This window comes from Pedobacter endophyticus, assembly GCF_015679185.1.
In the GTDB taxonomy this organism is placed as follows: domain Bacteria; phylum Bacteroidota; class Bacteroidia; order Sphingobacteriales; family Sphingobacteriaceae; genus Pedobacter; species Pedobacter endophyticus.
In genome coordinates this window covers 660,522-686,784 of sequence record NZ_CP064939.1, presented here as the reverse complement: position 1 = coordinate 686,784, position 26,263 = coordinate 660,522, and the positions used below count along the sequence as shown (strand labels likewise).

Below are 26,263 nucleotides of genomic sequence, written 5' to 3'. Positions count from 1 at the left end.
CACTGCCAAAAAAGCAAGTGCGTAGGCAAAAGTAGTAAGTAAAGGGAACAGATTCTTCACTCTGCTCAGAATGACAGCACTTTTAAGGCGCCTTGTTTTTGTCCCCCTTTGGAGGGGGGAGCGTAAGGCGGTGATTTGGGAGGGGGAGGATTTTAAAAAAAAAGTACAATTATGTTAAAGACAATTTTATCAGTATCAATCGTTTTATTTACGTTAACCGCCAAAGCCCAAGTAGAAAAATGGCAAACAGGCGTCGTAAAACAAGAATTTCTGTACGATGAAGCACCGTTTCCGTCGTGTCATTCGGCAACCATTGCCGAAACGCCAACTGGTTTGGTAGCTTCATTTTTTGGAGGAACAAAAGAGCGAAATCCCGATGTGGAAATCTATATCAGTCGCTATGTTGGTGACAAATGGCTAGCGCCGGTTTCGGTTGCAGACGGTATTCAGCCCGGTGGAAAAAGATTACCCACGTGGAATCCGGTTCTCTATCAGGTTCCGGGTGGTGATTTGCTGCTGTTCTACAAAATTGGGCCTAAACCCTCTGAATGGTGGGGAATGATGAAAACATCAAAAGATGGAGGTAAAACGTGGTCTGATGCCACGAAATTACCTGATGGAAATATCGGCCCAGTGAAAAATAAACCTGTTTTATTAAGCAATGGGAATCTTTTTGCTCCATCGAGCAGAGAGGGCGATGGTTGGAAGGTTCATTTCGAGGTAACCAAAGATAACGGCAAAACGTGGCGCACAATTGGCCCAATTGCAGGCAATGGCTTAGATGCTATTCAACCGAGTATTTTGCATCACAAAAATGGCAAACTGCAAATATTGGCACGCTCAAGAAACAGGGCAATCGTAGAGTCGTGGTCTGCCGATAATGGAGAGACTTGGTCGCCTCTTAGCAAAACTTCCTTGCCAAATAACAACTCCGGAACAGATGCAGTAACCATGCAAGATGGTCGTCAGGTTTTGGTTTACAACCACGTTCTGCCTCCCGGCGACTTAGCCAAGGGAGCTCGCACGCCATTAAACGTATCTATTTCTAAAGATGGAAAGAACTGGTGTGCCGCCTTAATTTTAGAAGATTCGCCGATTAGCCAGTATTCTTATCCAGCGGTGATTCAAACCTCCGATGGCTTATTGCACTTTATTTACACTTGGAGAAGACAAAAGATTAAACACGTGGTTGTTGATCCGTCGAAGTTGAAGTTGAAGAAAATCAAAAATGGTGTTTGGCCAAAATTAAAAGGTTACACAGCGCCAGTGCTTACGGAAACTAAAAATGAAGAGCCATGAGAATTGTAAAAGATTTATTTTTAAGGTTCGTCATTTCGACCGTAGCGGAGAAACCTTCTAGGCTAGGTACAAAGATTTCTCGGCTGTCGCTCGAAATGACGGCTACTCCCTTTGTTCGTGCTTTATCTACGCCATGCTGTCCCCCTGTGGAGAGTTCACTCCGATTTTTTATCGGAGGGGCAGGGGGAGGATTCATGAAAAAATTTCTTCTGGTCGTATTAGTGGGCTTTACTTCATTCACAAACCTCTCCGCACAAACGCAAAATAGCGATGCGCTTTACAAAAAGCCGCTTGTAGATGTGTTAAAGGAAATCCAAACCAAGTTCAAGGTGCAAATCAAGTATTCCGAGCCGCAGGTAAAAGACAAATGGGTGAACTATGCGGAGTGGCGTTTTCGGGCAAATGTTGATGAAACGCTTGCCAACGTGCTTGCGCCGCTGGATATGAAAGTGAACAAGGAAAAACCCGGCGTATACAAACTAAAAGAATATGAATATTACCGTTGGGAGGTTCAGGATGGCTGGGCTTATCTCGACAGTTTAGCGACGAAATACCACGATAAAGCCAGTTGGGAAAAACGCAAGGCAGAAATTAAGCCCGAATTATATAAAGCGCTATTATTATCGCCATTGCCTGCAAAACCAAATTCGAAGCCGATTATCACAGCGAAAAGAGTTTTTGATGGTTATTCGGTAGAAAATATTGCTTTGGAAATCCTCCCCGGTGTTTGGATAAATGGCTCGTTGTACAAACCCTTAAAAATCAAAGGCAAAATTCCAGTGGTTTTAAGTCCCGATGGGCACTGGGAAAAGCAGCGTTACAGACCCGATTGCCAAATCCGTTGCGCAACGGTCGCCCGAATGGGAGCGATGGCTTTCAGTTACGATTTGTTTGCCTGGGGAGAATCGATGCTTCAATTTAAATATGAAGATCACCGGCGAAGCTTAGCCCAAACTGTTCAAACTTTGGGCGGAATCCGAATTTTAGATTATTTTTCTTCGTTAAAAGAAACCGATACAGCCCGAATTGGCATCAGCGGTGGTTCGGGTGCCGGAAGTCATTCGATTTTAATGACCGCAATGGATGATCGGATTAAACTCAGCGCCCCCGTGGTTGCAATGTCCTCATACTTTTATGGCGGTTGCCCTTGCGAAAGTGGTATGCCGATCCATCAATGTGGCGGTGGAACGGATAACGTAGAATTGGCGGCAATGGCTGCACCGCGGCCACAGCTATTGGTTTCAGATGGAAGCGATTGGACGGCTCACACGCCTGAACACGATTTTCCTTATCTACAAAAAATGTATGGTTACTATGGGGTGAAAGATAAAGTCGAAAACGTTCATCTTCCCGAAGAAAAACATGATTTCGGAATCAACAAGCGCATTGCCCTTTACGATTTTTTAATCAAGAACTTCAAACTGAACGGTGCTGCAGTTAAAGACAAAATAGGAAAATACGATGAAAGCAAGGTAACTATTGAAAAGGAAAAAGCGCTATATGTTTTTGGCGATAACGGCGAAAGATTACCTAAAAATGCAGTAATTGGATTTGAAAATTTAGAGAAGTTGTTTCCTTTAAGCACAATAAAATAAAGTTTAATTCTTGCCGTCATTCCCACGCAGGTGGGAATCCTAAAACCCAAAACAAACCAGGCATTAAGATTCTCAGTCAAGCTGAGAATGACGACCGGTCATAGTTGGTGTTTTATCACTCTAATAAAAGATTATTTACACGATAATAGAATATGCAACATCAAAATAGAAGAAGTTTTATCGGTAACATGGCGCTAATCACTGGTGCGTTGATGCTTCCCAGTCAATTGCTTTCGGCAGCAGGGAAGAAAAGCAGGTACAAAATTGCTGTAATTGATTTGATGATTTTGAAGCGTCAAAAGATTAGCGCTTTACCGCTTGCCAAAGAAATTGGTGCCGATGGTTTGGAAATTGACATGGGCGGTTTGGGCAATAGAGAAACTTTTGATAACAGACTGTCAGATCCGACAGTTAGACAAGAGTATATAGCTAAAGCAAAGGAACTGAACATCGAGTTTTGTTCGTTGGCTATGACAGGTTTTTACGCACAATCGTTCGCTAAACGACCGACCTACAAAAAAATGATTCAAGATTGCCTCGACACGGCCAAAGCGATGAACATTAAAGTGGTTTTTCTTCCGCTGGGCATTCAAGGCGATTTAGTTAAAAACCCTGAGCTACGTGCACCGATTGTTGAACGCTTAAAAGTGGCTGGTAAAATGGCCTCAAAAGCTGGAATTGTAATCGGAATTGAGAGTGCTTTAGATGCAAACGGGGAGTTACAATTACTAAAAGATGTGGGGTGTAAACACGTTAAAAGCTATTTCAATCTCTCTAATGCCATAAAAAATGGAAGAGATTTACATCAGGAGTTAAGGATTTTAGGTAGAAAGAACATTGTTCAGATCCATGCTACTAATGAAGATGGAGTATGGCTTGAAAACGACCCAAAAATCGATTTAAACAAAGTAAAAGAAACGCTCGATGATATGGGTTGGAGCGGCTGGCTCGTAGTGGAAAGAAGTCGCGATGCAAAACAGCCTACAAATGTGAAATACAATTTTAGTGCGAATACAAGGTATTTAAAGTCGGTTTTTTGCAAAGACAGGAGTTAAATCGTCGTCATTTCGAATCCCGATTTTTTCTATCGGGAGAGAAATCTGTTCACTAAGCACTGCTGGCTTCAAGTTCGTACCAATAGGTTGGGGACATCTCAACCGATGAAGGATCGGTTATCGATATGACGTTTTTTGTTGAAAATATAACTATGAAAAAAATTAGTTTAACCTTTTTATTGATGATCACTTTACTGTACTTCAGGGCAAGTGCAATAGATATTTACGTGTCGATGAATGGTGCTGACACTGATTTAGGTACCAAAGAAAAGCCCTTGGCAACGTTGCACTCGGCTATCAGAAAAGCGAGAGAATTAAGGCGATTGAACGATCCAGCTATTAAAAACGGAATAAATATATTCATCGAAAAAGGCTTTTATCAGTTGTACGAACCAGTTGTTCTGCGTCCCGAAGATTCTGGGACAAAAGAAAGTCCGACGGAAATTATAGGCAATGGTCACGTGGTTTTAAGCGGTGGGGTGCATGTAAAAGGCTGGAAAAAATTGAATGGAATAGTTGCCGGATTGCCGAAAACATCTGCCGGAAAGGTTTGGGTAACCGACGTTCCGAATTTCGGTGGCACTGACTTACAATTTCGCCAACTTTGGGTGAACGGAACCAAGGCCATTCGAGCCAAAAGTTACAATGGCGATGCAATGGGTCGCATTCTTTCGTGGGATAAAAAAAACCAAACTTGTAAAATTCCGTTGCAGAAGAACATCAATATTGCCAACATCAAAGGTATGGAAATGCTGATTCACCAGTGGTGGGCCATTGCTAACCTCCGTGTTAAATCGGTTAAAATCAGTGGTAATTCAGCTGAGCTTTCTTTTTTGCAGCCCGAAAGCAGAATCCAATCTGAACACCCCTGGCCGGCGCCATGGATTTCGGAAAAAACAGGAAATTCTGCATTTTATTTATCAAACGCAATCCAATTTTTAGATGAACCCGGCGAGTGGTTTGAGGATTTAAAAAATCACAAGCTCTATTATTGGCCAAAAGCAGGCGAAAATATGCTGGATGCTGAGGTTATTGCTCCTGCTTTGGAAACACTTGTAAAAATTGAGGGAACAATTGATCGCCCGGTTTCCTTTGTCCATTTTAAAGGTATTTCGTTTAAACATTCAACATGGTTGAGGCCATCGCAACAAGGCCATGTGCCGCATCAGGCGGGCATGTATATGCTCGACGCTTATGCCCTCGAAAAAGCGGGAACGCCAGATAAGCCAACTCTAGAAAATCAGGCTTGGGTGGGTCGACCAGCCTCGGCGGTTGAGGTAACCTACGCACACAATACTTCGTTTGAATCTTGCCGTTTCGAACATTTGGCCTCAACGGGCTTAGATTACAAAAAAGGAACTTCAAACAGCCAAATTAAAGGGAATTTGTTTAAGGATATTGGCGGTTCGGCCATCTTGATCGGCACTTTTTCTGACGAGGCAACCGAAGTGCATTTGCCTTACAATCCATCGGATGAGCGAGAAATATCAACCAACGATAAAATTGAAAACAATCTGATTACCAACGTTACGAACGAAGACTGGGGCGCTGTTGGTATTGGAGCAGGCTACGTTCGTGGTATTGAAATTTCGCACAATGAAATTAGCGGTGTTTCCTATTCGGGCATCAGCATGGGTTGGGGCTGGACGAAAACGCAGAACGCGATGAAGAATAATACCATCCGTGGCAACAAAATTCATCATTACGGAAAGCACATGTACGATGTGGCCGGGATTTACACTTTATCGGCCCAGCCGAATTCATTTATAACGGAAAATGTAGTTGATAGCATTTATAAGGCGCCTTATGCCCATCTTCCTGAGCATTGGTTTTACCTCTATACAGATGAGGGTTCGTCGGATTTTACAATAAAAAACAATTGGACACCGACCGAAAAGTATTTACAAAATGCAAATGGGCCGGGTAACTTATGGAAAAGCAATGGCCCGAAAGTGAGTCAATACATCAAACAAAACGCAGGATTAGCGCAACCATTTCATTATCTGCTTAAAGAAAAAGCTGCGCATTCAAATCGTACAATCAATCAAGCTGAAGATAAATCAGTCGTTTTCGAGCTGATTTTCAAGGATAAATTACCGGGCGATAAGGCGTTGAAAAGCTTTGCGGAAGAAAATAATCTTTTGTCAAGTTCGATATATAAATGGGACAATCGCTTGGTCTTCTATACTTCAAGCCTAAAGGTCGAAAGTTTGCAACAGACCTTAAAACGTTTGGGTGCAACGGAAATTAAGCTATACGATAACATGTTCTACGATTTTAACAGGGAAAAGAATTGTGGCGACCAAGCTGTGGCAGAATGGGATAATATCATCCTTTCGGCCAATTTGGTTAAGGACGAAAAGATGCAAAAGGAATATTTGGGTTACCATAAAACGCAGTTTGAAAAGTGGCCAGAAATTTCAAAGGGATTTTGCAATGCAGAATTTCAGCGATTGGCAATATTTAAAAAGGACAGGCAATTGATGCTGATTATCAGCATCCCGAAAGGGAAAAGCCTGGATGATTTAAACCCAAAAACAACGGAGAACAATCCGAAAGTGGATGAATGGAATGCGATTATGAAAAACTATCAGGAAGGAATTGAAGGCACAAAACCGGATGAGGTTTGGGTGTTTTTTAAACCGATAGAATGATAAAAAAATCGTCATTGCGAGGCACGAAGCAATCTCACTAGAAAGATTGCTTCGTGCCTCGCAATGACGGCAAGAAAATATAGAAAAAAAAACAACAACATGTTAAGATTAGGAATTTTAGGTTTAGGAGAGGGCAGGAGCACCATCTCCGCTTCACTGGCCAGCAAAAAGTTCAGGCTGATTCAAATTTGCGATGCCAACGAAAAGCTTTGTAAAGAACGTGCGCTGGAATTCGATTTTGAAAACTGGACAACCCGTTACGAGGATATGTTAACCAGTGATAAAATCGATATGATAGCGATTTACACGCCCGACCATTTGCATTTTGAACACATTAAACTGGCCTTAGAACATGGTAAACACGTAGTTTGCACAAAGCCGTTCATTGATGATCTCGCTCATGCAAATGAGTTGTTAGAACTGTCGAAGAAATCGAGGAAAAAAATCTTTGTAGGACAAAGCTCACGTTTTTTTGAGCCCGCTATGCGCCAACGAAAGGATTTTGATACAGGCTTAATTGGAGAATTGATCACCATCGAAAGTCATTACCATGCCGATCATCGTTGGTTTTTAGAGAAAGGCTGGTCACTAAAGCAATCGTTTAAATGGCTTTATGGCGGTTTAAGTCATCCGGTCGATTTTATCCGTTGGTACATGCCCGATATCGAAGAAGTAATGGGCTACGGCATGTTGAGCAGCAACGGTTTAAAGGCTGGGTTAAAGAACCAAGATACCATGCACTTCATTTTTAAGGGGAAAGATGGTCGAATTGCAAGGGTGAGTGGTGCTTATACTGGGCCAACGCAGCCTGCAAGTCGCGATAGTGGAATGAGCGTTATTTTACGCGGAACGGAAGGCGCAAGTCAGGCCGATTACCACGAGCTGCGCTACGCCATCACCGATAAGACTGGCGAGGAAAAAATTGTGACCTGGGGAGATGCGGCTTTAAAGCATTATTTCCGCTTCGAAGGACAGAGCCACCATGCTGGAGAGTATCAAAACTACCTAGACTATTTCGCGGACAGCATCAATAACAATTTTACGGCTTACCCCGATTTGAAAGAAGGAATTGGAACGGTTGCATTGCTGCAAGCCATGGATAAATCGATGGAAACTGGCGTGCCGGTAAAAATTGATGACATATTGAAAGCGAATGCTATTACAAGGGAATCGATTGGGATGTAGAGAGTTGGGAGTCGGGAGTGAGGAAAGTCTCAAGAAATAACCTGAAGACCAAATAAGAAAAGTCGTCATTGCGAGGTACTAAGCAATCTCATTCGACAAATCAGATTGCTTCGGCTCGCACTAGCCCGGCCTCGCAATGACGGAAAGATAAAACCAAAACTAAATGAATAACATTATAGAGCGTTTAACCAGCTTAGATTACCTTATCGTAGTCGCTTACCTCATCATCTTGATGATTATCGGCTATCAGGCCAGTTTTTCGAAGAAAAATAAAAAGGCCGAAGATGAAACCTTATTTTTGGCCAATAAATCCTTAAACTGGTCGAGCATTGGTTTTAACATGTGGGGCACAAACGTTGGGCCGTCCATGTTGCTGGCCTTTGCTAGTATTGGCTACAGCACGGGCATTGTTGCTGTAAACTTCGATTGGTATGCTTTCATCTTTTTGTTTTTACTGGCAATCGTTTTCGCACCGAAATACCTCGCTGCAAAAGTGAGTACCATGCCCGAATTTATGGGCAACCGATACGGCGATTCGACACAGAATATTCTAGCTTGGTACGCTTTGGTTAAAATTCTAATCTCTTGGTTATCGTTAGGTTTGTTCGCCGGAGGCTTCTTGGTTCGTCAAATTTTGGGCATCCCCATGTGGCAATCGGTTACGGTTTTGGTAGCCTTTGCGGGGCTTTTTACATTTTTTGGCGGCTTAAAGGCCATCGCCAAAGTCAACGTTTTCCAAATGATTTTACTCATTGCCGTTTCGCTCTCACTGATGTTGTTGGGCTTAAACAAAGTCGGCGGAATTTCTGCCCTGTATGCCAAAACACCGCATCATTTTTGGAACCTGATTCAGCCCGCCAGCGACCCGAAATATCCTTGGTACGCTATTTTATTGGGCTATCCCGTGGCAGCAGTGGCGTTTTTCTGTACCGACCAATCGATGGTTCAATCGGTTTTAGGCGCTAAAAATCTGAAGCAGGGGCAACTGGGCGTGAGTTTTATCGGCTGGTTAAAAATCCTGTCGCTGCCCTTATTTATCGGAACGGGAATACTTTGCTACGTGTTGTTTCCAGACCTAAAAAATCCCGATGAAGCCTACATGACCATGGTTACGAGCCTTTTTCCGCCGGGCATGAATGGATTGGTGATCGTGGTTTTGATAGCCGTTTTGGTGGGTACCATCGGCTCATCGTTAAACTCCTTAAGTACCGTTTTTACGATGGATATTTACGTTAAAAAAATCAATCCGCAGGCTAGCAATAAAGAGATTATTAAAGTTGGAAGATGGTCCGTTGTTGCAGGCTGTATTTTCGCTGTCATTGTGGTTTTGGCCATCGATAACATTAAAGGACTAAATCTGTTTGATGTTTTTCAATCCGTTTTAGGCTTCATTGCGCCGCCACTTTCCGTCGTGTTCTTGTTAACCGTTTTTTGGAAACGAACAACTAGAAAGGCGGTAAACTTCACGCTTTCAATCGGTTCTATTTTGAGCCTGGGCGTCGGCGTTACTTACCTGTGGGTTTTGCCGCCAAGCGAATATCCCTTTTGGCCGCATTACCTGATGCTTTCCTTTTTGATTTTTGCCGGGCTTTTGATTATTGCAATTTTGATTTCAGTATTGGATAGAACACCGAGTATTTATTTGATTAATGAAGAACACCAGGCCAACATCGAGAAGCCAGATCGAACTGTATGGATTTCGTGGATAGCACTTGCCATTGTAATGGTTGGATTATATATTTTCTTTAACGGACATTGAGGGAGTCGGAAGTCGGGAAGTCCGAAGATAAAGAGCGTAAAGTCTAAAGTTTAAAGACTAAAGCAAAAAGCAATAATAGTCATCGGATGAATATAGCTAACGGGCTAGGTATTCATCCGATGACTGATGTAAGGTGGCAATAAATGTCGCATCGGTTGTCACCCTGACATAGCAGAGGAAAAAGTATACATGATACTGGCAAACTAACAAATTATAAATGAACTAATTACCGACATATGAAAAATTTAAAAACATTACTTTTACTTACCATCCTAAGCTGTTTGGTGGCTCCGGTTTTCGCCCAAGAAGCATCATGGATTTGGTATCCGGGCGACTTCGACATTTACATGAGCAATGTAATGCAGAACCGAAGAACAGAACGTGGTTCCTTTTTTCCGGTATTTTGGAAAATGGACAGCCACTACGTTTTGGTCGATTTCCACAAAGAGTTTACCCTCGCCCAACCGGAAGAAGTGAAGCTTTTTGTAGAAGGAACTTATAATGTCAAAATTGATGGGCAAGCGATTTCAGGTTTTCCAAAAACGATCAAAATCCCTGCCGGCAAGCACAAGTTGAGCTTAAAAGTGTACAATCAAGCCCATGTACCCGCTATTTTTGTTCAAGGTAAAACGGTGGTTTCTGATGAAAGCTGGTTAACCACTTTTGAAGATAAGGAGTGGATTGATGCCAGCGGAAAAACCTCCGATAAATCGGGAACTACTTTCGTATCAGCAGGTTCGTGGAATTTAACCGATCCAAATCAGCTGCCATCGCAGTTTAAGTTGCCTGTTGTAGCCCAATTTGCCGTAAAAAAAGAGCAAGTTAACAAGGGCCACGTTGTCGATTTCGGAAAGGAAACTTTCGGCTTCATCAAAGTTCACGGTTTAAAGGGTAAAGGACGTTTTAGTATTTACTACGGCGAATCGAAAGAAGAAGCTTTATCAACCGATAAATGTGAAACTTTGGATTATCTGGATATTAATCTTCCAGTAAAAAAAGATTCCATTATGCCCTTATCCAAGGCTTTTAGGTATGTCAATTTTCAGCCGGAAAACGGCGTTTCGGCTGATTCCGTTTCCATGCTTTACGAGTATGCGCCCGTTACCGAACGGGGTAGTTTCAAATCATCCGATACGGAGTTGAACAAGATTTACGATGTAGCAAAATATACCTTTCAGCTGAACACACGAGAGTTTTTTATCGATGGTATTAAACGCGACCGCTGGGTTTGGAGTGGCGATGCTTATCAAAGTTATCTGATGAATTATTACTCGTTCTTCGATGCGCCAACAGTTAAACGAACATTGCTCGCTCAACGTGGCAAAGATCCTGTAACGGCCCACATCAACACCATTATGGATTATTCTTTTTATTGGTTTTTAGGTATTTACGATTATTATAAGTTTACTGGCGACCAAAAATTTGTGCAGGATATTTACCCTAGAATGCAATCGTTAATGACATATATTGACGGTCGTAAGAACAAAAACGGCTTGTTGGAATGGATGCCCGGCGATTGGATCTTTATAGATTGGGCTGATAAATTAAGCAAGGAAGGCGAGGTGAGTTTTGAGCAGTTATTGTACGCCCGAAGCTTAGAAACAATGGCCTTATGCGCTAAACTTGCAAACGATGCGAGTGGTGCAACCCAATACGATAAGCAGGCAAAAGCGCTAAAAACCAAGATTTTTGAACTCTACTGGAACCAAAACAAAAACGCATTGGTGCACAGTAGAATTGATGGCAAGCAAACCGACAACGTAACCCGATATGCCAATATGTTCGGTATTTTCTTCGATTATTTCAGCCCTGAACAAAAGCTGGCTGTAAAAAAGAATGTGCTCTTAAATGATCAAGTAGCGAAGATTACCACGCCATACATGCGTTTCTACGAACTTGAAGCCTTATGCGCCATGGGTGAACAAGCTTACGTATTAAAAGAAATGAAAAACTATTGGGGCGGCATGTTAAAGCTTGGCGCAACTTCCTTTTGGGAAGAATACAATCCCGATAAACAAGGAACCGAACATTTGGCCATGTACGGTCGCCCGTTTGGCAAAAGCCTTTGCCATGCTTGGGGTGCAAGTCCCATTTATTTGTTGGGGAAATATTATTTGGGCGTTCAACCCACAGCTCCCGGTTACGCAACATACACCATTGAACCCATGTTAGGCGGTTTGGATTGGATGGAAGGAAAAGTGCCAACCGCAAATGGCGATATTGTAGTGTATTGCAGCAAAAAGGAAATCAAGGTTTCATCCGCTGTCGGAACAGGAAAGCTCAGATTCAAAAGCAAAACGAAACCATCGTTAAAAGGGGCCGTTGTAAAAGTGGTATCAACGGGTGTTTATGAAATCGTTATCGAGAAAGGTAAAGAATACAATGTGAAATATTCAGGGTAGGTTCGGTTTCCGTTATTGGGCTGCCTGGAAACTCAAGATACGGATTCGTCACGTTGAGCTTCCCGAGAAGTCTAAACGGGTCATCATCCTCAGAGTTTAGTTTTTGAAAAAACAAAGGAGTCGAAGGATAGATATTTTTCGTTTTATCCTATAGAAAGGGTCTTCGACTCCGCTCAGACTGACAATTGACAAGCTTAACTTAATAGCATTGGAGATGTGTCCACACGATAGGAAAAGTGGGGACAGGTAGTCGAAACGCCCTTTAAAGGTCTTAGATAAGTCCTTCGACAAACTCAGGATGACAAGTCAATATTTATAAGACCGCCTTAATATTAATATCAGATACGTTAATTTTTTGTAAATCTAAATAAACTATAAACCTATAAGGTTTTCAAATCCTTATAGGTTGCAAAGACAGTTCTAAACCTCATTTATTTCTTTTTGAGCAATGCTCTAAGTTCAGGATTAATAGCCTTTGGATCGATCTTATCCGTTAGATTTAAATATTTATTCGCACTGTCTTTTTGATTAAAATAAAAATAGGCGGTGGTGAGTTGCGCCAATATTCTGGCATTGTTTTTATCTAAGCTATTTGCTTTTTTCAAACTTTCAATGGCCTTATTGAGGTTGGTGGTTTTTTTTGTGGCTACAAATAATTGACCATAACTTGTTGCCATAGATTCATGAACTTTGGGGTTATTGGGTGAAAGTTTTAAAGATTTTTCGAAGTAGGGAATAGAAGCCTCAAATTGATTCTTTCTCCCTAATAAATTACCAAAACCCCAGTAAACATCTGCATTTAAACTGTCTAAAAGCCAGGCTTGATTGAAGCGTTTCATTGAGGTTTCGAGATCGTTTTTGTAGAAATAGTTCCAACCCGATTGAACGGACGACAGTGCTGCGGTTTTTCTATCCTTGAATTTCGAATCAATAAAAGCAAAGAACTTTTCGTCCGCTTTGATCTGCTCTTCACATTTAGGCGCATTCCCGTACATGGGAAGCAAGTTGATGCCTTCGTTACACTCTTGAGCTGAGGAGCAACTCATAAAAAGGGAACAAATGAAAGTGAGTTGTAAGAGTTTATACATGGTGGAGAGTGGGTTAATTAAACGATTATTCAATTGTTGATTTCGACTTTATTATTATAGCACAAAGTTAGATCGAATTGTCGAACCTTGCTCAAATACCAATTTAAGCCGTTGAGCCCTTTTTTAAAAAGACCTTGTAATATGCCTTTTTTATCCTACCTGGAATTGCATATCGGAAAGCTCAACCTTAAATTTCACTTTTGCTTTTAATGCTGTAAAAACTCTCAACAATGTATCCAGAGTTACATTGCCGGCATTGTTTTCAAGCCGTGAAATTTGTGCTTTCTGAACACCTACAAGTTTGCCCAGTTCTTCCTGTGTCAAATTACGCTCCTTTCTTGTCTGCTTTATTGCGGTGCCAATTAAGTCCATTTGGAGCTCATACTCAAAAAGGTCGCGTTCTGCTGTTCCTACTTTCCCAATGAGTTCGTCTTTTATCTCGTCAAATGTGTATGTTTTCATTACTTTTTTAATTTTTCCTCAAAATATTTTGCCCTACTTTGAACCGCTTTTTGAATTTCCTGTTTGGGAACATCGCTCCGTTTTTTGATAAATCCGTGTGTAGAAACTACCAATGTTTTTGTAGTGGAAGTTTTATCCCAAAAGACAAGAAGTCGATACTGCGACCCTTGATATATGGTTCTAAATTCCCAGATGTCATCAGATAATTTTTTGAAAAGCTCCGGGTCATTTTCTATTTGTACCTTACCAATGTTGTAAAGTATCTTTTTATAATGCTTTATCTCCAAACTTTTCAAAAACGCATGAACTTCTTCTAAAAATATAATTTCAAAACGGTTAGTCATTTATTGGGCGTTAACGTTATAAAGATAACTAAAGTTTCGTTAAAACGAAACTCTTTTATTGGTAGTGTAATGTTACTTCTCCGGGAAAGCAACTCATAAAAAGAGACAGATCAAAGTGAGTTGTTAGCGTTTATACATGGTGGAAGGGTTCGTTAAATTAGATTTAGTGATTTGAGAGGGACCTAGCTTTTAGCCTAATACATACAACATAGCTGCCAAGTTTGCAACCTGTGCTTCATTGAAGCTAGCATTCCATAGCCTGGGGATTATTCATAATTGTTGTTGTTTTTCAATTGTCTTCATGCTTGCTTCGCAGGTCTTCGCTACGCTCAGAATGACACCCACGAGGGGACGGTCGAAACGCATTTCATTGCCGTTGACTTCAGTCAACGGGCGGGAATTATTTTTATAAGACAGCAGGAGGCGTTGGGTAAGTAGCATTTAGGAGACAGATTCTTCGCTACGCTCAGAATGACACCCATGGGGGACGGTCGAAACGCATTTCATTGCCGTTGACTTCAGTCAACGGAAAGAATGTGCGATAAAAAGTAAAAAGCCCCCTTTGGGGGTTTGGGGGATTTAAACCCCTATCCTTTGCTCTATCTTCTTCACACATTTGTAGGCCTCAGCAAGAATCACCTCGCTTTGAATAGCCTTATCCGCATTCAATGCATTTAACATCGAAATGGTTAAGCACGCAATAATGCCGCTGTTGTTTTCAATGCCAACCGGCACCGAAATATCGGTTACGCCAGATACCGTATCACTGTTTTTAAAATACGAACCTGCTTGTTGAATTTCGGTTAACGAACTTAAAAAATTTTCTTGTTGCGCCTTGTTGTATTTTTTATAAATGCTGTTGTTTTTCAACGTCGTTTTACGTTCTCCCTCGGGCATAAAAGCCAACAAAACCTTGCCAGATGCCGTTAAAGGCAGCGGAAATAAATTCCCTTCTTCAATAGAAAGCGCAATCGGCCCCGGGCTTTTGGCGTGAATAATAACCATCACCTGGTTCATGTACAAAATACTCAAATGGCACGATTGGCGCACCGTATTGGCCAATTCCTCTAACGGAAACTGGGCCGCCTTGCGCAGCTCGTCCATCGGCGAGTGCCTATGCGAAAGGTAAAAAAGTTTGAGCGAAAGCCTGTATTTTCCCGAAACCTCATCACGTAAAATATAACCCCGACTTTCTAAGCTCATCAGCATGCGATAGATTTCATTTGGCGTTTTTTCGATACCAATGGCAATCTCAGTTTGCGATAATGGGATAGATTGCGCAGATAAATATTCCAATATATCAAGTCCCTTATCCAAGGCGGGCGCCTGATACTTTGATTCTTTTTCGTTCATACGGGTTTAAATTTGGCTGTAGCGTATTTTTTACAGTTTCAAACATACAAAATGCTTTCTTAATTAGCGATTACAACATCTTGTACGAATATAAAAACGAATATATGTTTTCATATTTAAAAAAAACATTTATATTTGAATTGATGCTGCTTAATGCACTAAATCGGTATTAAAATCGGTTTTTACAGCAATTAAAGTAATCATTAACCATTTATAAACCCAAATTTAGTTTCGCATGTGTGTAAAAAAGTTAACACAATGCCAGTTAAAAACCGATGAGCAAAATCCTAATCTTTTCGTGGTGTTACTTCATGAGCCTTTCGCTTTTTGCGCAAGAGATTAAGGTTGTCGACTTGACCTGTGGCTACCGGAAAAACCCGATTGGTATCGATCTTACTTCACCCAATTTGAGTTGGAAGTTGCAATCGGCGAGGCACAATGTGATGCAAACGGCTTATCAAATTTTAGTTTCGAGCAGTTTAGGTCAATTGAACAAGAACGTTGGCGATGTTTGGGACAGCAAAAAAGTAAATGCCAATCAATCTATTCAGCTACAATATAAAGGAACTGAGCTTTTACCAACCAAAACCTATTACTGGAAAGTTCGGGTTTGGGATAATTTCGGTCGTCAATCGGCATGGAGCGATTCCAATTTTTGGCAAATGGGCTTACTAAGCACTGAGGATTGGAAGGGAGCCAAATGGATTGCTTACGAAAAGCTGGCCGATTCAAACGTAAACGTATTGCCTGTTGATGGCAAAAAGGATCAATACCAAGGCAGCAACATCTTGCCCATGTTTCGCAAAAAGTTTGGGGTTGCCAAAACGGTAAAAAAGGCTACGGCTTTTATCTCTGGCCTCGGTCATTTTGAGATGAGCTTGAACGGTGAAAAAGTGGGCGACGATTTCCTTGCGCCCGGCTGGACCAAATATGATAAAGAGGCTTTATATGTTACTTACGATGTAACCAAACAGCTGAAAAAAGGCGAAAATGCGATAGGGGTAATGCTTGGAAACGGATTTTACTATATTCCGCCAGTTAAAGCACGATACAGAAAGTTAAAGATTGCCAACGGTTATCCAAAGATGATCTGTCGCGTTTTAGTCGAATATTCAGATGGAACTTCAACAAACATCATCAGCGATCAAACTTGGAAAACTGCCCCTTCGCCAGTTACTTTTTCAAGTATTTATGGCGGCGAAGATTATAATGCAAACCTCGAGCAAAAAGGTTGGAATTCCGCTGGTTTTAACGATTCAAAATGGAAGTCGGCCTTATTGGTTGAGGGCCCAAAATTGAATGCACAAAAGGAAGAGCCAATTAAAACTTTCGAAACCTTTTCGGCTCAAAACATCAGCGTTACAAGCAATGGCGAGTGGGTTTACGATATGGGGCAGAATTCATCAGCCATTATCGAATTAACGGTACGCGGTAAAAAGGGCGACACCGTTCGGATTACACCAGCCGAGTTACTAAAAACAGATGGTTCGGTAACACAGAAAAATATTGGCGGCCCATCGTATTTCACCTACATACTAAAGGGCGATGGCTTGGAAATCTGGCGACCAAAATTCTTTTATACCGGATTCCGTTATCTGCAAGTTAGGGGCGCTGTTCCGAGCGGCAGGGAAAATACCTCTTCTACGACGAAAATCGACGATTTAAAAGCCTTGCACATCAGAAATGCTGCCGAACAAGTTGGTCAATTTGCCTCTTCGAGCGAGCTGTTCAACAAAACCTTCAACTTGATCGATTGGTCGATCAAAAGCAACATGGTAAGTGTTTTTACCGATTGTCCGCACCGCGAAAAGCTGGGTTGGCTAGAGCAGCTGCATTTAATGGGCAACTCGGTAGTTTACAACTACAACGCAGCGCCATTGTTTAAAAAAGCGCTGGCGGATATGAAAAATTCGCAATTGCCCAACGGGTTGATTCCAGAAATTGCGCCCGAATATGTAAAATTTGAATGGGGTGGAGATATGTTTCGCGATTCGCCAGAGTGGGGAAGCAGCGGTATCTTGTTGCCTTGGTATTTGTATCAATGGTATGGCGATAAGCAGGCCATGGTCGATTATTATCCGATGATGCAACGCTACCTTAATTATTTGGCAACAAAGGCCGATAATTACGTTTTATCGCAAGGATTGGGCGATTGGTACGACTTAGGCCCCAAACCGCCGGGCGTTTCTCAATTGACGCCAATGGGTGTTACCGGAACAGCAATTTATTATTACGACTTAGAAATTATAACCAAAATAGCGGCGCTTTTAGGCAAAAAGGCAGATGCCTTGGCCTATTCAAAATTAGCCATTGAGGTTAAAAAATCGTTCAATAACAAGTTTTTCGATCTCAAAACCAAGCAATATGCAACAGGTTCGCAGGCCGCAAATGCAATGGCGGTTTACATGAACTTGGTAGAAGAAAAAGATCGAAGTGCCGTAATTGATAATTTGGTTCAGGATATTCGCAATCGGAAAAACAGTTTAACAGCAGGCGATATTGGCTACCGCTATGTGCTGCGGGTTTTGGAAGATGCGGGAAAATCGGATGTGATCTTCGATATGAACAGTCGCTCAGATGTGCCCGGTTACGGCATGCAACTTGCCAAAGGCGCAACCGCCTTAACCGAAAGTTGGGCAGCATTGCCAACCGTTTCAAACAATCACTTTATGCTTGGGCACTTAATGGAATGGTTGTATAGCGGCGTTGGCGGCATCCGTCAGGCAGAAAACGGAATTGCTTTTAATCAAATTGAAATTGAACCAGAAGTGCTGGGCGATTTAACTTCTGCCGATGTGCGTTATAATGCTCCATATGGCCAAATATCAACCAAATGGAAGAAAACAGGTACGAACTTTACGTTGGAGGTAAATATTCCCGCAAACACAAAAGCCGTCGTTTATTTTCCGGCTTTGCCGAATGGCATCATTTCCGAAGAAAACAATGTCGCTTTTGCAAACTCAGGCATCGAAAATGGGAAAGCAAAAGTTTCAATAGGTTCAGGGCACTACAAATTTAATTTAAAGTACCAATGAGGGAGATAATGGTAATATTGCGTCAACACCGCTTTTTCATTCAGTTTGTCAGGCTGAGCGGAGTCGAAGCCCGCTATAACACCCTTTCAACAGAGCCTGCATTGAGCTTGCCGAAATGCTCTGGGGGACAACCGATGCGTGATATGATTCGTTTAATCCTCGCTCTTTTCCTTTTTGTTTGTGCTTTTAAATCACATGCGCAAAATGCCAATTCCGTTTCTGCCGAAGAGATGGAAAAGATATATGAGGATGTAAAAACGCCTTATAAATATGGCTTGATGATGGTACCAAATGATCGGGAACATAAAATGGATTGCCCAACCGTATTTAGAAAAGGTAAAGATTGGTACATGACTTACCTCATTTTTAGCGGCCGGGGTTACGAAACCTGGTTGGCGAAAAGTAAGGATTTATTGCATTGGGAAAAACAGGGAAAACTAATGTCGTTTGGCGATGCAGGCCATTGGGATGATAACCAAAAGGCAGGTTACAACGCTTTGTTGGATATCAAATGGGGTGGAAGTTACGGCGTTAATCCTTACGACGGCAAATATTGGATGTCGTATTTTGGCGGAAAGGAAAAAGGTTACGAAGTGGAGCCCTTATCTATCGGCATGGCTTATGCGACCGAACCTCCGTCTGTTGTTCAAGAATGGAAGCGCTTAGATAAACCCGTATTAAGCTCGGTTGATGCTGATGTGCGTTGGTGGGAAAACCGAAATAAGTTGTTTAAAAGTACGGTGATTGAAGATAAGAAGCGATTAACCGGACATCGTTTTGTGATGTATTATAACGCCGTTGGCGATTCGCTAGCGAACAATAAAAAAACGCGGTGGTACGAGCGAATCGGTATGGCAGTTTCTGATGATATGGTTCATTGGCAGCGCTTTAATAAAAATCCTGTTGTGCATCATCCGGCGGGAATTACCGGCGACGCCGTTATTCAGCAAATTGGCAAAAACTATGTCATGTTTTATTTCGGTGCTTTTTGGCAAGATAGAAAAGGTTCGTTTAACCGTTTTGCAGTTTCAAAAGATTTGGTGAACTGGACGGATTGGACAGGCAATAATTTGATTGAATCATCAGAAAAGTACGATGAATTATACGCCCATAAATCGTTTGTGCTGAAATATAAAGGCGTGGTTTACCACTTTTATTGTGCAGTAAACAAGCAGGATCAACGTGGCATTGCCGTAGCCACATCAAAGGATTTGGGTAAAAGTAAAGTGGAATTTGTTAAATAATTGGAATGAAAGTGTTCAATAAATATAAGGTCTTAATTTTTTTGATGGCGCAATTGAGTGCGCTTTTGTCGCTTCATTTTGTGGCCAAGGGCGGCGTCATTGCGAGGAACAGCCTGTCCCGATTTCTCGGGAAAGCAACCTCATTCGACAATATAGATTGCTTCGGCTCGCACAATCCCGGCCTCGCAATGACGACTCAGTCCGAAGGACCCCGCACCCGAACCAACTTCAACAAAAACTGGAAATTCTTCCTCGGCGATGAACCCACTGCAAAATCGACCAATTTCAACGACTCAAAATGGCGCAAACTCACCTTGCCCCACGATTGGAGCATTGAAGGTAAATTTGACGAGAAAACCCCCGCAAAACCCGAGGGCGGTGGTTTACCAACCGGAATTGGATGGTACAGAAAAGAATTTACGGCGCCTGCCAATTTGCAAAACCGATTAATTACCATCGAATTTGATGGCGTTTACAAAAACAGCGAAGTTTGGGTTAACGGCAACTGCCTCGGCAAGCGACCTTACGGTTACACCTCATTTTTTTACGAGATTGGTCGTTTTTTGAAACCGGGGAAGAATATTATTGCGGTAAAGGTTGATAACTCCGCTCAGCCCGATTCACGTTGGTATTCAGGCTCGGGCATTTATCGGAACGTTTGGTTAACCTCAACGGCGAAGGTGGCGGTCGCAAAATGGGGAACTTTCGTAACAACCGAAAACACCGGAAAGGTTAATGTGCGTACACAAATTGAGAACAAGACTTTAAGGCCGCAAATTATCGCGATCGTAAACAGCGTGTATTCGGCCGATGGAAAGTTAGTGGTCAAAGGCCAAGCACAAGCACTAAAAATCGATACTTCGGGAACAACCGTAACCGGCGATTTGAGCATTAATAACCCTGTGCTCTGGTCTGTTCAAAATCCTTATCAATACAAATTGGTTACTGAGATTCTTCAAAATAATCAGATAATTGATCGTTATGAGACCAAATTCGGCGTTCGAGCATTCAATTTCGACGCAGAAAAAGGATTTTCGTTAAATGGCAAGCCGATGAAGATTTTAGGCGTTTGCCTGCACCATGATTTGGGTGCATTGGGTGCTGCCATCAACGTTAGGGCCATGGAACGACAGCTCGAAATGATGAAGGCCATGGGTGTAAACGCCATCCGTACGGCGCACAATCCGCCAGCGCCCGAATTTTTAGATTTATGCGATAAAATGGGCTTCCTTGTTATGGACGAGGCTTTCGACATGTGGGCGAAAAAGAAAACCAAAAACGATTACCATTTACACTTCAAAGCGTGGCACAAAAGAGATTTGGAAGATATGATTCTTCGAGATCGCAACCATCCATCAATTATCCTTTGGAGCATCGGCAACGAAATCCGCGAGCAGTTTGACAGCACAGGCGTGGCGATTACCAAGGAACTCGTTGGCATTGTTAAAAATTTAGATCAAACACGTCCTGTACTTTCGGCATTAACCGAAACCGATGCCAAAAAGAACTTCATTTATCAAGCCAATGCGCTCGATATTTACGGGTTAAATTACAACCATAAACTGTATAAAGATTTTCCGAAAAACTATCCGGGCGTTAAGTTTTTGGCAACAGAAACCACTTCTGCATTAGCAACCAGAGGTTTTTACGATACTGCAGATACCATTCGCCGCTGGCCTAAAGATGGAAAAACCAAATTTGCCGAAGGCAATAAAGAATGGTCTGCCTCGGCTTACGATAACGTGTCGGCTTACTGGGGTTCAACACACGAAGAAACTTGGAAAGAAGCCAAAAAATACGATCATGTTTCAGGCTTATTTGTGTGGACGGGCTTCGATTATTTGGGCGAACCCTTACCTTATCCTTGGCCAGCCAGAAGTTCGTATTTCGGAATTGTGGATTTAGCGGGTTTCCCAAAAGATGCCTATTATATGTATCAAAGTGAGTGGACAACTAAGCCTGTACTGCACATTTTACCACATTGGAACTGGGAAAAAGGAAAAGCCGTTGAAGTTTGGGCCTATTATAGTAATGCCGATGAAGTGGAATTGTACCTCAACGGAAAATCGTTAGGCAAAAAATCGAAACAAGGCGAAGACTTGCACGTACAATGGAATGTGGATTTCGAGCCGGGAACATTAAAGGCAGTTTCGAGAAAAAACAGCAAAGAAGTGCTCGTTCGAGAAGTGAAAACGGCGGGTGCAGCTGCAAAAATTGAATTGATTGCTGACAGAAAAAACATCAAAGCCGATGGTACCGATTTATCTTTCATCACGGTTCGGATTTTGGATAAAGACGGAAATATCGTGCCTAACGCCGATAATATGGTCGATTTTAAAGTAGCAGGTGCCGGATTTATTGCTGGCGTTGATAACGGATTTCAGGCTAGTCTCGAGCCCTTCAAAGCAGCTTACCGCAAGGCATTTCACGGTTTATGCTTGGCCATTCTTCAAGCAACCGAAAAAGCGGGAACAATTAAATTAACGGCAAGTTCAGCAGGCTTATCTTCATCATCAATCACAATTAATACAGCGAAATGATGAGAAGAGCTTTAAATGTAAGAAAGATTGTTCCGTGCCTTTCAATGATGTTCCGGTTTTCGTCATGGCGAGGTACAGCCTGTCCCGATTTCTCGGGAAAGCAATCTCATTCCAGAAAAACAGATTTGCTTACCGATGAAAAATCGGCACAAGTCAGCTCGCTCAAGCCCGGCTTCGTAATGACGACCGAGTTAACATCCTCCGTCATTCCGACCGCAGTGGAGGAATCTTTGTCGTTTGTCCCACAACGTTCAACAATTTCTCTTCCAAAGGTTGGTGACTTTGCTTTAGTGGCAATGACGACCGCTCATTCCGTCATTGCGAGGAGGTACGACGAAGCAATCTCATTAGACGAGTTGGATTGCTTCAGCTCGCACAAACCCGGCTTCGCGACAAACAGTAGTCCCTTTGGGGCAGTGACGATTCTTTCTTTGTGCGGCTTGTGCCTTTGCGGTTTGCTATTTACCAAACAAGCCTCCGCCCAACTTGTTGATAAAACCCCAACGGCCGTTCAAAAAGTTCCTGAAATTTACAATAAAGAGCCTTGGGAAGATCAACTCGTAAGCGGCATCAACCGTGATGCCTCTCGGGCAACAGCTTATTCATTTACGACCATTGAAGAGGCCAAAAGCGGCAATCGCGATAAATCAACCCGAATGATCTCCTTAAATGGTAATTGGGATTTTTCCTTTGCCATTAAACCTGCCGATGCACCAAAAGATTTTTATAAATCTCGCGTAAGTGGTTGGAAAAAGATAGAAGTTCCCTCAAATTGGGAGATGAAAGGCTACGATAAACCCATTTATAAAAGCGCCGTTTACCCGTTCCGTCCCGTAAACCCACCCAACCCGCCGATGGATTATAACGGTGTTGGCAGCTATCAGCGAACATTTTCTATCCCTGCAAACTGGAAGGATATGAACATTACCTTGCACTTTGGCGGTGTTAGTTCGGGCTATAAAATTTGGGTAAATGGAAAGTTTTTAGGCTATGCCGAAGATAGTTTTCTATCATCAGAGTTCAATATTACGCCATATCTGCAAGCCGGAGAAAACATTTTATCGGTTCAGGTGATGCGTTGGACGGATGGAAGTTTCCTCGAAGATCAAGATCATTGGCGTTTAAGTGGCATCCATCGCGAAGTAATGCTTTTGGCCGAACCAAAATTGCGGATTGCCGATTTCTTCGTTCAAACCAAGTTAGATAAAGATTATAAAGACGCCACATTAAGCATTCGCCCGAGAATTGAAAACTTAACGGGTAAGGAAGTTAAAGGCTATAAAGTTAAAGCAGCGCTGTTTGATAAAAACGGTGCAGCAGTTTTAGATAAACCCTTAGAAAGAAGCGCCGAGAGCATCATCAACGAAATCTGGCCGCGATTGGATAATGTGAAGTTTGGCCTGCTCGAAACTAAGATTAAAAACCCTGCAAAATGGAGTGATGAAGTACCAAATCTGTATACGCTAACCATTTCACTAGAAGATAGTTTAGGCAAAATTCTCGAGGTTAAAAGTTGCAAAGTAGGTTTTAGAAGCATCGAATTTTCAAAAACAAATGGCAAACTTTTGATTAATGGAAAGGAAACCTATTTATACGGCGTCAATCGCCCGGATCACCATCCAACTAAAGGAAAAGCCTTAAGTCGTGAAGATATTTTGGAAGATGTGCGCACCATTAAACGCTTCAACTTCAACTGCATTCGCACCAGTCACTACCCAATGGATCCTTATTTATACGATTTGTGTGATGAGTATGGAATTTTAGTAATCGATGAGGCCAACCTCGAAACCCACGGTTTAGGGGGCAAATTAAGCAACGATCCAACTTGGACTTCGACCTATTTGGAACGCAGCAGCCGAATGGTGATGCGTGATAAAAATCATCCGAGTATTATTATTTGGAGCTTGGGCAACGAATCGGGCAGAGGGCCAAATCATGCGGCAATGGCGGCGTGGATTCACGATTTTGATATTACCCGACCCGTTCATTACGAGCCAGCGATGGGCAACCCACGTTTAGAGGGCTACATCGATCCGAGCAATCCGGCCTACCTAAAAGCGAACGACCATTCGCACCGTTTACAAAATCCGCAAGACGAACCTTATGTTGATATCGTAAGCCGAATGTACCCAAGCATTTACACACCAAAAATGCTTGCCGAGCAGAAGAATGGCGATAACCGTCCGATTTTTTTTGTGGAGTATGCACACGCGATGGGGAATTCAGTAGGAAACATGAAAGATTTTTGGGATGTGTTCCGTTCTACGCCTCGTATTATTGGCGGCGCAATTTGGGAGTTTAAAGATCAGGGAATTTTGCAAACCGATAGCGCAGGCAATAAGTTTTACGCCTACGGTGGCGATTTTGGCGAGAAATATTTTGATAATTTCACCATAAAGGGCGTTGTAAATTCGGATGGAAAACCAAAATCTGCTATGTACGAGTGCAAGCGGGTTTATCAAGGTGCTGAAACCGAATTGGTCGACCAATCAAAAGGACTTGTGAAGATTACCAATCGCCATGCGGTTAAAAATCTGAATAATTATACCGTTACGTTATTCATTCGTAAAGATGGAGCCATTGTAAGTCAAAAAGTGCTGCCTGCCATCAATTTAGCAGCGGGAAAGGATACTTTATTAGCTATTTCGAAGTATTTACCAAAAATGGAAGCCGGTTCTGAATATTTGGCTGATATCCATTTTACCTTAAAGCAAGATGAACTTTGGGCAAAGAAAGGTTTTGAAGTGGCATCAAATCAGTTTGCGTTAACAGGTTTGGCTGTACCACAAATGAAAGATAAAATCAGCCCGCCGAAATATACCACTAAAGCTGATTTGAATATTTATGCTGGTCAAAATTTTGAGATCGGAATCAGCAAAAACAATGGTGCCTTGGTTTCGTACAAATGGAAAGGGCAGGAACAATTATTTGCGCCCTTGCTACCGCATTTTACCCGTCCGTTAACAGATAACGACAAACGCGGCTGGAAATCGAATAAAAAACTAAAACAATGGTACGCCAATGATTTGAAGTTTGTATCGAGCGAAACAGGGAGATTTGATGATAAAAACGGTTCGGGATTGACGATTACGAGCGAGTACAGTTTAATTAACGATGGCGCAAAGGTTAAAGTAAGCTACCAAATTACATCAACGGGCGTAATTAAGGTTGATTATGCTTTACAGGTGAAGCCGGGCTTGCCAAACATCCCAAAAGTGGGCATGCAGCTGGGTATTCTTCGCGATTACGATCAGATAGCTTGGTACGGGAAGGGCCCGATGGAAAACTATATTGATAAAAATTATGGCTTTGACGCCGCCATTTACAGTCAACCGATAAACGATTTTATGGAACATTATGCCGTTCCGCAAGAAAATGGAAACCGTACCGATGTGCGTTGGATGTACTTTTCAAACCCAACGAAAAAGCAAGGCCTGGTTTTCGTAGCCGACAGTTTGTTGAGCATGAGCGCAAGCCCTTATACGGATGAAAATGTGCAAACGGCCAAGCACACCAATAAGTTAAAAGAGGCAGGCTACTTAACGGTAAATGTAGATTTGATACAAATGGGTGTTGGTGGAAATGACAGTTGGAGCGATGTTGCAGCGCCATTGCCGCAGTATCAAATTCCGGCGAAGGATTATAATTATGGGTTTTATCTGATGCCTTTTGAGGGTAAAAAGGAGGATGTTAGTGGTAAAGTTAGGCGCTTGTCATTCTAAAGAATCTGCAAGCGATGGAACACAGGCCCTAAGGAGGCAGAAGCTGGCGCTGGGCTTGCGGTGCTTGGATTGGAGATTCTTCGCGAATGCTCAGAATGACATGCAAAGATGGATTAGTGAATTCAATTGCCGTTGACTTCAGTCAACGGTGAAGGGTTTGTCATTCTGGGCGATGGAACACAGGCTCTAAGGATGCAGAAGCTGGCGCTGGGCCTGCGGTGCTTGGGTTAGAGATTCTTCGCGAATGCTCAGAATGACATGCAAGGAATGGAATGACAAAGTATTTCATTGCCGTTGACTTCAGTCAACGGATAACGATGGAACACAGGCTCCAAGGATGCAGAAGCTGGCGATGGGCCTGCGGTGCTTGGGCTGGGGATTCTTCGCGAATGCTCAGAATGACATGCAAGGATGGATTAGTGAATTCAATTGCCGTTGACTTCAGTCAACGGATAACGATGGAACACAGGCTCTAAGGATGCAGAAGCTGGCGTTGGCCTTGCGGTGCTTGGATTGGAGATTCTTC

15 protein-coding genes are annotated in these 26,263 nt (G+C 42.4%); 11 read left to right on the top strand and 4 right to left on the bottom strand.

What is annotated here, in order from left to right:
- The first annotated feature begins 171 nt into the window (after positions 1-171).
- The 7 genes from IZT61_RS02795 (at position 172) to IZT61_RS02765 (ending at position 11,949) form a co-directional block, all read left to right on the top strand.
- Positions 172-1,299 (top strand): sialidase family protein, encoded by a 1,128-nt coding sequence (locus IZT61_RS02795; RefSeq protein ID WP_196099682.1) that lies wholly within the window; start codon positions 172-174, stop codon positions 1,297-1,299.
- A 194-nt stretch (positions 1,300-1,493) separates the two neighbouring features.
- Entirely contained in the window at positions 1,494-2,894 is a 1,401-nt protein-coding gene (locus tag IZT61_RS02790) for an acetylxylan esterase (RefSeq protein WP_196099681.1), read from the top strand.
- A 152-nt stretch (positions 2,895-3,046) separates the two neighbouring features.
- Entirely contained in the window at positions 3,047-3,949 is a 903-nt protein-coding gene (locus IZT61_RS02785; RefSeq protein ID WP_196099680.1) for a sugar phosphate isomerase/epimerase family protein, read from the top strand.
- A gap of 152 nt (positions 3,950-4,101) precedes the next feature.
- Positions 4,102-6,603, top strand: coding sequence for a right-handed parallel beta-helix repeat-containing protein (locus IZT61_RS02780; protein ID WP_196099679.1), 2,502 nt, complete (start codon positions 4,102-4,104; stop codon positions 6,601-6,603).
- A gap of 99 nt (positions 6,604-6,702) precedes the next feature.
- On the top strand, positions 6,703-7,788 hold the full coding sequence (locus IZT61_RS02775; protein ID WP_196099678.1) for a Gfo/Idh/MocA family protein: 1,086 nt from the start codon (positions 6,703-6,705) through the stop codon (positions 7,786-7,788).
- Positions 7,789-7,951: 163 nt separating this feature from the next.
- Positions 7,952-9,547, top strand: coding sequence for a sodium:solute symporter family transporter (locus IZT61_RS02770; RefSeq protein WP_196099677.1), 1,596 nt, complete (start codon positions 7,952-7,954; stop codon positions 9,545-9,547).
- Positions 9,548-9,783: 236 nt separating this feature from the next.
- Positions 9,784-11,949, top strand: a complete 2,166-nt coding sequence (locus IZT61_RS02765) for an alpha-L-rhamnosidase-related protein (RefSeq protein WP_196099676.1) — start codon at positions 9,784-9,786, stop codon at positions 11,947-11,949.
- A 431-nt stretch (positions 11,950-12,380) separates the two neighbouring features.
- Here the strand turns inward: IZT61_RS02765 and IZT61_RS02760 are convergent, their stop codons facing one another.
- From IZT61_RS02760 to IZT61_RS02745, 4 genes are all read right to left on the bottom strand, one after another.
- Positions 12,381-12,995, bottom strand: a complete 615-nt coding sequence (locus IZT61_RS02760; RefSeq protein ID WP_230383828.1) for a tetratricopeptide repeat protein — start codon at positions 12,993-12,995, stop codon at positions 12,381-12,383.
- A 192-nt stretch (positions 12,996-13,187) separates the two neighbouring features.
- Positions 13,188-13,499, bottom strand: a complete 312-nt coding sequence (locus IZT61_RS02755; RefSeq protein ID WP_196099674.1) for a helix-turn-helix domain-containing protein — start codon at positions 13,497-13,499, stop codon at positions 13,188-13,190.
- The gene (locus IZT61_RS02750; protein WP_196099673.1) at positions 13,499-13,843 is read right to left on the bottom strand and encodes a type II toxin-antitoxin system RelE/ParE family toxin; all 345 of its coding nucleotides are present in this window, start codon (positions 13,841-13,843) and stop codon (positions 13,499-13,501) included. The genes IZT61_RS02755 and IZT61_RS02750 overlap by 1 nt, the downstream gene beginning before the upstream one ends.
- A gap of 579 nt (positions 13,844-14,422) precedes the next feature.
- Positions 14,423-15,196: an IclR family transcriptional regulator gene (locus IZT61_RS02745; protein ID WP_196099672.1), complete on the bottom strand. Its 774-nt coding sequence runs from the start codon at positions 15,194-15,196 to the stop codon at positions 14,423-14,425.
- A 275-nt stretch (positions 15,197-15,471) separates the two neighbouring features.
- Between IZT61_RS02745 and IZT61_RS02740 the strand changes: the two genes are divergently transcribed.
- The 4 genes from IZT61_RS02740 (at position 15,472) to IZT61_RS02725 (ending at position 25,737) form a co-directional block, all read left to right on the top strand.
- On the top strand, positions 15,472-18,231 hold the full coding sequence (locus tag IZT61_RS02740) for a family 78 glycoside hydrolase catalytic domain (protein ID WP_196099671.1): 2,760 nt from the start codon (positions 15,472-15,474) through the stop codon (positions 18,229-18,231).
- Positions 18,232-18,374: 143 nt separating this feature from the next.
- Entirely contained in the window at positions 18,375-19,475 is a 1,101-nt protein-coding gene (locus IZT61_RS02735; protein ID WP_196099670.1) for a glycoside hydrolase family protein, read from the top strand.
- A 5-nt stretch (positions 19,476-19,480) separates the two neighbouring features.
- Positions 19,481-22,015, top strand: a complete 2,535-nt coding sequence (galB, locus tag IZT61_RS02730) for a beta-galactosidase GalB (protein WP_230383827.1) — start codon at positions 19,481-19,483, stop codon at positions 22,013-22,015.
- Positions 22,012-25,737, top strand: a complete 3,726-nt coding sequence (locus IZT61_RS02725; protein ID WP_230383826.1) for a glycoside hydrolase family 2 TIM barrel-domain containing protein — start codon at positions 22,012-22,014, stop codon at positions 25,735-25,737. The genes galB and IZT61_RS02725 overlap by 4 nt, the downstream gene beginning before the upstream one ends.
- The last annotated feature ends 526 nt before the right edge of the window (positions 25,738-26,263 follow it).